This window comes from Bacteroidales bacterium, from assembly GCA_031275285.1.
Taxonomy (GTDB): domain Bacteria; phylum Bacteroidota; class Bacteroidia; order Bacteroidales; family UBA4181; genus JAIRLS01.
The window spans coordinates 1-8930 of the sequence record JAISOY010000002.1 but is presented as its reverse complement, the minus strand read 5'-3'; the positions used below and the strand labels follow the sequence as shown (position 1 = coordinate 8930).

The following is an 8930-nucleotide window of genomic DNA, read 5'->3' as shown; positions in this document are numbered from 1 at the left end:
AAGCAGGGCGGGGTACACCGGATCGTTATATTGAATCCTTCCACCAACAGGTTTGATCTGTTTACGCTGCTTAAGAATCTGGGATTTGCCGATTTCCGGTTCTATGCCAAAGATCCACCCGGACGTATTATGGATATTGAGATAGACGGTGTGCCTGTACAGGGTAATTTCTGGGAACAGATTCAGTATTTGAAAAAGAAATCCACCAAAAAAGTAAAATATATAGAGACACATTCCCCATCAGAATCTTATCCGGGGGGATTGATACGTTTGTTGACTACCCGTTATCTGCGTACTGTTGAAAATAATCCCGGTGCCGGACGGTTCAATATCCGGGGAATGATCGATCCTGCTCCTTCAGCTAATCCGATCCTGGTCAAGTTATCTGATAATTCTATTGTCTGGCGTGGAGAGGTATCAAAAGGAAGGCAGTTTTCGATCAATATCGAACAGGGGGATTATGTGTTTTGTGTTGCTTTCGGTGGTGATACTCGGTATGTTACTGTGCATGGAGCAGCCAATGTAAACCTTGGTATTATTACCTGGGATAGTACCTTGCAAGTTCCTAGTATTATTGATAATGGATCTCCCTATTACCAAAAAGGACAAAGATATATTCTTGAAATGTTTATTAAGGAATATGATATGTTGCTAGTAATTAATTCGATGGGATTGTTAAAGGGATTAATCCCCCCCAATGCATCATATATGAGCACTGTTCAAATCGACGGGGTTTTGGTCAGGGGTAATCTGTTGGAAGTGGTGAAAAAATTAAGAAACACGCCTGCAACAAATGTAGAGTATGTGGATGTTACCTATCCTACGGAAGAATACCCGGGTGGGCTTCTAAATATCATAACCTCTGCCGGTATGGGAAAAGAGTGATGGTCGGATCTATTAACTTTATAAAATTTACTCCTTGTTGACGGAAAAAATAGCAAGGAAATTAATCAACGCGGTATTACAGAATGCGTATACCACGGATTCAATCGGATTTTCTACCGGAAAAGCGGGTATTGCATTGACTTTATTTGAGTCGGCACGTTTTTTTAAGGATGTATCGATTGAAGACCATGCCTTTGATCTGTTTCAGGAGGTATTGGCCTATGATTTTAAAGACAATGGATTTTTCAATGGAAAGGCAGGGATCGATTTTTCCCTGCAGTACCTGATCAGGAATCAATTGCTGAATGTGGATGATGACTTGTTTTTTACTCAGCATCAGGAAGTCATTGATACCATCCGGAAAGTTCCATATAATGAGCAGGGAATGCTCCGTTATCTCGATGATTATTTTTATCTGGAAACATCCGCTTTGGATTCTCCCGGGATCCGTAAAACGAGGCAATCCGTACTGGTCTCCTATATGTTGGATATATTCAGGAAAATCGGCCGTGAGACCGTACCGAAAAATGCCGGGACATTTTACCGGCTTTCATCAGGGATGCTATCCATGCTGAATTCAGTGGAACATACCGGAAAAACCGACCTGTTATTCGATCAGATCAGCGAAATCCATGAAAAAATGGTTTTAGCGGATAGCATTATTGACTACCCTTTGTTCCCTTTGCATTATTATTTGTATGAACTTACCGGTAACCGGAATACAAGTCCGGACCAGGGAAAGAAAATGATCCGTGAATGCATGAAAAACCTGGTGTATGACACATTCGGATTCCGCCAGCGGATAGATATGGTGATCAGCATCTACCGGGTTTATTCTTTTGACCGGAGCATGGATTACAGGGATGATGCCGGCCGGATCATCGATACAATAACGGATCAGGAGACAGATAGGTTGGAGAAGAAGATCGTACCGCTGATCCGGACAAACGACGGGCTGGATTTCAGTATTGGTTCAGGAATCAGCAGGTTATTGTTACTTTATATATATTGGGATGAAATCAACCGGGGTGTATTTCCTCCTCATCTGATGGAATTATTGCATTAACGTATGATGAATATTGTTCACCTGCACATGGTATATCCGCGTTATAAAACGGGTGTAGACCGGTATCTGGAGATGTATGCCCGGGGTATCCAAAAGGGATCATATGGTTTTTTGAAATCCCATACAGTATTTCTCACGGATGATACCACCAGGTTGTTTTCAACGGTATCTGCGGACGATGACGGTGTGGTAACGGCTACGATCCCTTTTATCAAAAGTAAATTATTGTTTAAAGATGCTTTCTGGAGGAAGAAGTACTTTAAAGTAATCATTGAAACATTAGCTCCGTATCTGGAAAAAATGCCCCCCTTGATATTTCAGTACCATAATTTATTCTTATCAGAGCTGGCAGAAGAAATGAAAGATCATTTCGGAGGAAAAACCGTCACCCATTTACATTGTATTCCCTGGAAATACAGTTCAACCGTTCATCCGGATCATTTCAACCGGCTGTACCAGTTATATCTGGATGAGGCCTATGATTTGTTTGGTGAGACGGAAACTTCCACGGTGCGATATGATCTTTCGGACAGGATTATTTGTTTATCGGAAGCTGCGAAGGATTACCTGGTAAAGATCCATCAGGTAGACCGGGATAGGATAAGTATTATCTACAACGGCCTGGAGAAAAGAGATGTCATCAGGAACAGCAGGGATGAACCGGTTCCGGAAATCCTGTATGCAGGTAAAATCAGTAAGGAGAAGGGCGTATTCGAAATGCTGGATGCTTTGGTACATGTAAAGGAAAAAGGATACCGGTTTGTCGTCAGAATGGCCGGAAGTGTTACCCAGTCGGATTTCACCAGGCTGAAAACCTATTCGGGCGAATTGGATATTCATTTTCTTGGGCAGATCACACTGGATGAATTGTACCATCTTTATGCCCGGTGTACGATGGGCATTATTCCGTCGTTGTATGAACAATGCAGTTATGTGGCTTTAGAAATGGCCATGAATGGCGTACCTATGATCGTTTCCGAGATAGATGCGCTGGCAGAGATATTTGAGCATGAAAAAACGGCTTTACTGACTCCTTTGGGTTTTGACCGGGATTTCGGTTTGAAACTTGATGAGGGGATTTTTGTGAAAAATATTGTCCGGTTGTTGGAAGAGAGGGAATTAAGAGAACAATTAAGCGGACAGGTCCGGGATCTGTATGAAGAGAGGTTTACCTTAGATAAGATGATGGCCGAAACAGTTGAAATGTATCAGAAAATGAATTGATTATGCCTGAAATTACCGTATTGATGCCTGTCCGGAACGGGGAGAAATATATCCGGGAAGCAGTAGATAGTGTTTTGCATCAGTCGTTCGAGGATTTTGAATTATTGATCATGGATGACGGTTCAACGGATCGGACTGTAGAGATCCTCCGTTCATACCAGGATCCGAGGATTCGGCTGGAAATCAGGGAGCCTCATTTTATCAGGAGTCTGAATGGCGGATTGTCTCTTTCCAAAGGAGATTACATTGCCAGGATGGATGCTGATGACCGGATGCACATTGAAAGATTAAGGATACAGTTAAAAAGGATGAAGCAAAAGCCGGAAATAACGGTATGCGCTAGCTGGACGACACCGTTCGTTCCGGGAGGTGCTCCTTTGAAACCGGTTAAGACCGGAGAATACCTGATTGAACGACCCATATTAAAGATGCTAAAAGGAAATTTTATCGCACATCCTTCGGTAATGATCCGTAAACGTTTTCTGGAAGAAAACCGGTTAACCTATCAGGATTATCCTTGCGCCGAGGACTATAAATTATGGTTTGATACGGCCCGGTTGGGTGGAAAGTTTTTTATAGAGCCGCAAAGTTTACTATACTTCAGGATTTCAGACTCTCAAGTGACATCCGTCAACCGGGAACAGATGATCCGGCAGAGCATTTTGATCAAAGATGAAATATTGGATTATCTGTTGGAAAAAGTGGCAAATAAAACATTGCTGGACTTACGTTCGAATATGGACCAGTTGAGAAAAGACTGTCTGGTTTCACCGGATATTGTTTTTGCCTTATTTTACACGATCTTACAGGAGATGGATGGTTCTGTCAAATGAAAATTTTCTGTAATGTAGGTAATTGTGTGGATTTTAATGGCTGGGACTAGGGAAGTGAAATATCCATGAACATTATTGTTCATCAACCGTAATGATTATCTATGGCGTATATAGCTTCGCTGAATCCTTGGGTGGGTATCTGACCTTAAAATATAAACTTAGCGCCAATGTTCTCATGGACCGAACTTAGTGGAGTTATCTCACGAGTAACATAGCTTAATAAATTATAAAGAGATGAAATATCCATGAACATCACTATTCACCCAACGTGATGAACCGAGTTTACGAGTTCGACGAAGTCAATAATATATGGATATTATCGATAAATTAAATTATTCATGTGGAATCGATGAGCTAAAGGTTCCATGTGACCATTGAAAATCAACTTAGCGTCAGCGTTCTCATGGAGCGGAAGCGTAATAAATTTTATTCACATGAAATGCCATTCATTTTGCATGGCATTTCCCGATTATTGAGGTAACTTTGCCGCATTCTAATAGAAACATAACATGAATCCTCCTCGTCCTAAAGCCTATCGTTATTCTGTTCTTACCGTTGTCTGTCTTTCCGCTTCTTTGGTTCCGTTTATGGGTTCATCGGTAAACCTTGCCTTACCTCATATTGCAGCGGATCTATCCATGAATGCGGTCGCTCTTGGGTGGGTGATCACATCTTTTTTACTGGCATCGGCTATTTTTCAGATCCCTCTGGGAAAAGTGGGTGATATGTTCGGCCGTAAAAAGATACTGACCATTGGTGTTTCCTTGTTTTCCATATCTTCTCTTGCCTGTGCCTTCACTCCTTCGGGACATTTCCTGATTGCAGCCCGTTTTATTCAGGGTTTTGCCAGTGCCATGCTTTTCGGTGTGAGTATGGCCATCATCACTTCTGTATTTCCCGCCAATGAACGGGGAAAAGCACTGGGAATCAATACCGCTGTCGTTTACTTCTCTATCGCTGTGGGACCTTTTATCGGAGGAATATTGACGCATTATTTCGGGTGGCGCAGTATTTTTTTCGTTTCTACCGGAATGGGTTTACTGACCCTACTGGGTATTCTTCTTTACCTGAAGGGGGAGTGGATCGAAGCCAAAGGGGAAAAATTCGACTGGACAGGTATGTTCATTTATGCGGTCGGTTTATCTGCATTGATTTACGGTTGTTCCACCCTGCCGTCTATATCCGGTTCCCTGATGATCGTTGCCGGAATTATCCTGTTCGTGTTTTTTACCCATTATGAAAAACGGCGGGATACACCCATGTTCAACATGAATATGTTTTTGAGCAACCGTGTATTCCGTATGTCGTCTTTTGCTGCGTTGATCAATTATGCCGCAACATTTGCCATTGGTTTTATGTTGAGCCTGTATCTGCAGTATATCAAAGGGTTCGATGCGCAAAAAGCCGGATTCATACTGATCGCACAGCCGATCATACAAACCATTATCTCTCCGCTGGCCGGGAGATGGTCGGATAAGGTAAATGCCGGAAAGATAGCTACGCTTGGGATGGCGGTCATTGTACTTTGCCTGTTGGCCATGCTTTTTCTTCAGCCGGATACGCACATAGGATATTTGATCTTGATCCTTCTGTTTTTGGGAGTGGGTTTTGGGCTTTTCTCATCGCCCAACGTGAATGTAATTATGGGATCGGTGGAAACACGCTTTCTGGGTATGGCTTCGGCAACTACCGGTACTATGCGGCTGACCGGACAGTCGATCAGTATGGGAATTACCATGATGATGATCTCCATTTTTATCGGGAAAACACAAATTACTGCAGATGTTTATCCGTTATTTATGAAATGCCTGCGTTATACTTTCGGCATTCTTACAGTAGTATGCGCCCTGGGTGTATATACTTCCCTGGTACGCAGTAACCCGTCAACCGGAAAATAAAGTTTTAAACGGCTGCCTGTTTCTGGTAATATAAAGTGGTACTGTTCTCATTCCTGAAGGTTTTGGCGGAATATTCCTTTATGTCTTTTTCTGAAAGGGACCGGTATGTCTCTACCTCCTTATTCAATGCGGATGCATCGTCGATCAGTTCATGACGGCAAAGGTTGATGGCCTTATTGAGGATACTCGTATGATTCAGGATAAAAGCCGATTCAAATTTATTTTTTAATTTTTGGATTTCTTTAGAAGGAAGAAGGGTCGAGGATAGTTCATCTAATTCTATCTGAATAGCGGTGTCGGATTTTTCAAGGGAAATTCCGGGCATGGGCTTTCCATATACGACGAGTAATCCGGGATCAGCATCTCCTGTAATGTAAGCGTTTATTTCACTGAACATCTGTTTTTCCTTGACCAGCCGTTGATAAAATCTGGCGGATTTTCCCGAAGCCAGTATGTCCGTGATCATATCCCCGCAATAGTATCCGGGTGTATATAAGCCATCTATATGGAATACTTTATATATGGCGTCTGTCGGAACATTCCTTGTTACGGAGAGGGTTCCCGGGTCAATTTGAACAGGTTCCTGCGGTAAATTCCTTATAGGGATTTCACGTCGTTCAATCGGGGAAAACCACTTTTCGGCCAGCTTCCTGACCTGTTCCGTTTTGATATTTCCTGCTACGGACAATACAGCATTTTTGGGAGCATAATTTCTATAAAAAAACGACCGGACATCATCCAGGGTTGCCTGCCGGATGTGCTCTATGTCCATTCCGATAGTCGGCCACCGGTATGGGTGAACATGGTATGCTTCAGGACGCAACAGTAACCAGATATCACCATACGGTTGATTCAGATAACGCTGCCGGAATTCTTCAATCACTACCTGTCGTTGAACTTCAAGGCTTCGTTCGCTGAAATCCAATTGCAACATACGATCCGATTCGAGCCAGAATGCCGTTTCAATATTTTCGGCAGGTAAGGTACAATAGTAATTGGTGATGTCATTGCTGGTAAAAGCATTGTTTTCACCTCCCGCTTTCTGCATTTCCCCGTCGAAGTCAGGGATATGAACGGAGCCTCCGAACATCAGATGTTCAAAAAGATGGGCAAATCCCGTTTTATTCGGATCCTCATCACGTGATCCGACATCATACATCAGGTTAAAAGCTGCCAGCGGTGTTGAATTGTCTTCATGTACCAGTATCCGCAATCCGTTCGGTAATTCGAAACGTTCAAACTCGATCATTTTTAATTGTATTAAGGGAACAAAGATACCGAAAATAATCAATAAGCAGATGGATGGTTATTTGGTTTTAACAGGGAAAAACGTTGCCGATATCGAAAATTATACATTACTTTGCTTTGATTTTCAGACCCTATTAAGGGTTGATTAATTAATTGATATTATGCGAATTGTAGTAGCAGGCGCAGGTGAAGTAGGTACTCATCTGGCAAAAATGTTGAGCCTTGAGAATCATGAGATTGTCATTATTGATTCGGAGGAAGAACGTTTGCAGGATTTGTCTGCATCTTATGATCTTTTGACACTTGAAGGAAATGTTACTTCCAAAAGCCTTCTTCTGGAAGCTGGTGCCGATAAGGCGGATTTATTTGTCGCCGTAACTCCGTCGGATGATACCAATATCGTGTCTGCTATAATTGCCAAAAAGCTGGGTGCGAAATTAACGGTAGTACGGGTAAGTGATAATGAACTGATCAGCCATGAAAACAGGGATATGTTTTCCGGTTTGGGGATCGATTCGATGGTATATCCTGAAAAAGTGGCAACCCGTGAGGTGACTAATGTATTGCATCAGGCCGGGGTGACCAATATTGTCGATTTTTCAGGAGGAAGGCTATCCATGTTGGCTGTCCGGATGGAGAAAAATGCACCCATTGTAGGCAAAAGTCCCGGTGAGGCTTCCAATATCTACGAAATGGAGTACAGGGCGGTTGCAGTCTTACGGGAAGGAGAGACCATTATTCCGCATGAAGAATTCAGGTTTAAAGCAGATGATCTGGTATATGTCGTGACCAACACTTCCGGGATCAAAAGTATCCTGAAACACTCCGGACAAAACCAGGGTGAATTGAATCAGGTGATGATCCTGGGGGGAAGCCATATCGGAAGACTAATCGCTAAGGAACTGGGGAAAAGATACCGGATCAAGATATTTGAATCCGACCGGGAAAAAGCATATTATTTATCGGACATCCTTCATAATGCCTTGATTATCCATGGAGACGGCACTCAGGTCGATCTGCTGCTGGATGAAGGTCTTAGAAATACCGATGTCTTTATTGCGGTAACAGGCGATTCCGAAGCTAATATACTGTCTTGTTTACTGGCAAAAAATATGGGAGTAAGGCATACCATAGCCGAAATAGAAAATCTGGACTATATCAATCTGGCGGAAAAGCTAGGAATCGATACCATCATTAATAAAAAACTGATCGCAGCAGCACATATCTATCGGTATACATTGTCCGGAACGGTTTCGATGATCAAACACCTGGCCCGGACGGACGCGGAAGCATTGGAATTTGTCGCTTCTCCCCGGTCAAAAATCATTGAAGCACCTCTTTATGATATAAATTTCCCCAAAAATGCAATTATCGGAGGTGTTATCCGGGGAAAATCAGGATTTGTGGCTACCGGGGATACACATATACAGCCGGGCGACCATGTGGTCGTTTTTGCAATGCCGGGAGCTATTAACACAGTCAGCAGCTTTTTCAAATAAATACATCACGGTGTAGTGTAATAATGATATGAATATCAGGTTTATTCTTTATGTATTAGGGGCTTTGTTGATGATTGAAGGCGGATTGATGTTGTTTCCCGCATTGGTATCATTGATATACGGAGAGTCGGATCTGCTGGCATTTCTTTTGTCATCCCTGATCACCGTTGTGACCGGGGGAGCTTTCTGGCTATTTGGTAAGGGGGCATCAAGAGAGATTAACAGCCGTGAGGGATACATCATTGTCAGTACGGTATTGGTCCTGTTTGCATTCGTT

8 protein-coding genes are annotated in these 8930 nt (G+C 42.7%); 7 read left to right on the top strand and 1 reads right to left on the bottom strand.

The window, feature by feature from the left end:
• The 5 genes from LBQ60_00640 to LBQ60_00620 all read left to right on the top strand — a co-directional run.
• The coding region (locus LBQ60_00640; GenBank protein ID MDR2036408.1) for a hypothetical protein at window positions 1-885 on the top strand (885 nt) is incomplete at its 5' end.
• Between the two features lie 37 nt (window positions 886-922).
• Window positions 923-1951, top strand: a complete 1029-nt coding sequence (locus LBQ60_00635) for a hypothetical protein (protein MDR2036407.1) — start codon at window positions 923-925, stop codon at window positions 1949-1951.
• A gap of 3 nt (window positions 1952-1954) precedes the next feature.
• On the top strand, window positions 1955-3175 hold the full coding sequence (locus tag LBQ60_00630; GenBank protein ID MDR2036406.1) for a glycosyltransferase family 4 protein: 1221 nt from the start codon (window positions 1955-1957) through the stop codon (window positions 3173-3175).
• Window positions 3176-3177: 2 nt separating this feature from the next.
• Complete coding sequence (locus LBQ60_00625; protein ID MDR2036405.1) at window positions 3178-4008, top strand: glycosyltransferase; 831 nt, start codon at window positions 3178-3180, stop codon at window positions 4006-4008.
• Between the two features lie 509 nt (window positions 4009-4517).
• Window positions 4518-5906 carry an MFS transporter gene (locus tag LBQ60_00620; GenBank protein MDR2036404.1) on the top strand — a complete coding sequence of 463 codons (1389 nt, stop codon included), beginning with the start codon at window positions 4518-4520 and terminating at the stop codon, window positions 5904-5906.
• Between the two features lie 4 nt (window positions 5907-5910).
• Here the strand turns inward: LBQ60_00620 and LBQ60_00615 are convergent, their stop codons facing one another.
• Window positions 5911-7155: an insulinase family protein gene (locus LBQ60_00615; protein MDR2036403.1), complete on the bottom strand. Its 1245-nt coding sequence runs from the start codon at window positions 7153-7155 to the stop codon at window positions 5911-5913.
• 160 nt (window positions 7156-7315) lie between these two features.
• On the opposite strand from LBQ60_00615, the gene trkA reads away from it, so the two are divergent.
• Window positions 7316-8653 (top strand): Trk system potassium transporter TrkA, encoded by a 1338-nt coding sequence (gene trkA, locus LBQ60_00610; protein ID MDR2036402.1) that lies wholly within the window; start codon window positions 7316-7318, stop codon window positions 8651-8653.
• A 28-nt stretch (window positions 8654-8681) separates the two neighbouring features.
• Window positions 8682-8930, top strand: a 249-nt coding sequence (locus LBQ60_00605; protein ID MDR2036401.1) for a TrkH family potassium uptake protein, incomplete at its 3' end; no start/stop codon positions are given.